This is a genomic window from Wolbachia endosymbiont of Glossina morsitans morsitans (assembly GCF_000689175.1).
In the GTDB taxonomy this organism is placed as follows: Bacteria; Pseudomonadota; Alphaproteobacteria; order Rickettsiales; family Anaplasmataceae; genus Wolbachia; species Wolbachia pipientis.
Genome location: NZ_AWUH01000086.1, coordinates 1 through 2,115, shown reverse-complemented (window position 1 = coordinate 2,115; position 2,115 = coordinate 1). Strand labels below are relative to the sequence as shown.

Below are 2,115 nucleotides of genomic sequence, written 5' to 3'. Positions count from 1 at the left end.
GATGGTAAATTAGCCCCAGTTGATTGGAATGAAGCATTAACTGTTGCTGCAAAGAAATTAAAGAATACAAAATCAAAGAAAATAGCTGCAATTGCAGGTGATTTAGCAGATTGTGAGTCTATGCTTCTACTCAAAGAAGTGGTGCAGAAGCTCGGCTCGGGGAATATAGACTGTAGGCAAGATGGTGCAAAACTTATACCAAATAATCGTGGATCGTATGTGTTCAATACCACTATTGAAGGTATAGAGAATGCGGATTTGTGTCTGCTTATAAATACAAACCCAAGGATAGAAGCATCGATCATTAACGTAAGATTGAGAAAGAGATATTTACAGGGCAACTTTCCTGTTGCAAGTGTTGGTCCTAACATTGAATATTTGTATCATGTTGAGAAATTGGGCGATAATCCTGATATTTTGAGTAAAATAGCAAATGGAAGTCATAAATTCTGTGAGCTGCTGGTAGCTGCTCAAAACCCTATGCTGATTATCGGTCAAGATGCATTAGTAAGAGATGATTCTGAATTAGTTCTAGTTCTGGCTGGCAAAATTGCAGAAAAATTTAACATGATCAGAGATGACTGGAATGGCTTTAATGTGCTGCATAAAGCTGCAGCAAGAGTTGGTGGGCTAGATATTGGGTTTGTTCCTAAAAAAGGCGAAAGGGATATTAATCAAATATTGGAACATGCAGAAAGTGGTGAAATAGAAGTGGTTTATCTTCTTGGCGCAGATGAAATTGACACATCAAAGTTAGAAAACACATTTGTAATTTATCAAGGTCATCACGGTGATAAGGGGGCACATGTGGCAGATGTTATCTTGCCTGGTGCTGCATATACAGAAAAATATGCAACTTATGTAAACACTGAAGGTCGAGTGCAAAGAACAAATTTAGCTGTATTTCCTCCAGGTGAAGCAAAGGAGGACTGGTTAATTATTAAAAATCTCTCGCAATATTTGGATCTATCCTTACCATATGATAGTTTATTTGACGTGAGAAAAAAACTAGATACTATCGGTCCACAGTTTAGAAATGCTGATCAAGTAATAAAAAACACATGGGTGCCAATTAGCAATGGTAAAATAAATTTAAGTAATACACCTTTTACTTTAAAGGAGTGTAATTTTTATATGACGGATTCAATAAGTCGCGCTTCAAAAATAATGGCAGGTTGTACTAAAGCTTTTTATGAACACGCTAGTTAATATTTTATTTATTTTAGTACCGCTACTACTTTCAGTTGCATATTTGACATACTTTGAGCGTAAGGTCCTTGCTGCAATTCAACTGAGGCACGGCCCAAGTGTAGTTGGACCTTTTGGGCTATTGCAGCCATTTGCAGATGCTATTAAGCTCCTGATTAAGGAGCCGATAATACCATTTAGAGCGAGCACCATACTGTTCATTATGGCTCCAATGCTTACCTTTATCTTGGCATTAATTGCCTGGGCAGTTATACCGTTTGGTGCTGAAGTAATTGTAGAAAATGGCCAGCAAGTAGTTATTCCTAAGGTTATAGCAAATATTAATGTTGGAGTGCTTTATGTGCTAGCTATATCGTCGCTGGGAGTATACGGCGTGATTATTGCAGGCTGGTCAAGCAATTCTAATTATGCATTTCTTGGCGCTATACGGTCGGCTGCTCAGATGATTTCGTATGAAGTTTCAATAGGCTTAATAGTTGCTACAGTCGTTATTACCACTGGAACATTAAATCTTGGAGAGATGGTGGTAGCGAAACACAATATGCCATTTTGGGTTGATTTACTACTAATGCCTATAGGAATAATATTTTTTATTTCTTTGCTTGCAGAAACTAATCGTCACCCATTTGATTTACCAGAAGCTGAAGCAGAGCTTGTCTCTGGATATAGCGTTGAATATTCATCCATGCCTTTTGCCCTCTTTTTTCTCGGAGAATATGCAAATATGATTTTAGCAAGTGCTATGATGACAATATGCTTTCCTGGGGGATGGTATCCTCCGTTAGAACTTGGTTTGCTTTATAAAATTCCAGGTTTAATTTGGTTCGTTTTGAAGATAATTATACTTTTATTCGTATTTATTTGGATTAGAGCAACAATACCTCGTTATCGATATGATCAGCTAAT

The 2,115-nt window shown here is 37.2% G+C and carries 2 protein-coding genes; both read left to right on the top strand.

The features are described 5' to 3' along the window. Positions 1 to 1,209 (top strand): molybdopterin-dependent oxidoreductase (locus tag WGMM_RS01910; protein ID WP_038249267.1); only part of this gene is annotated, 1,209 nt, incomplete at its 5' end. Further along, a partial coding sequence (gene nuoH / locus WGMM_RS01905) for an NADH-quinone oxidoreductase subunit NuoH (protein ID WP_038249265.1) occupies positions 1,193 to 2,115 on the top strand: 923 nt, incomplete at its 3' end. The genes WGMM_RS01910 and nuoH, both read left to right, overlap by 17 nt.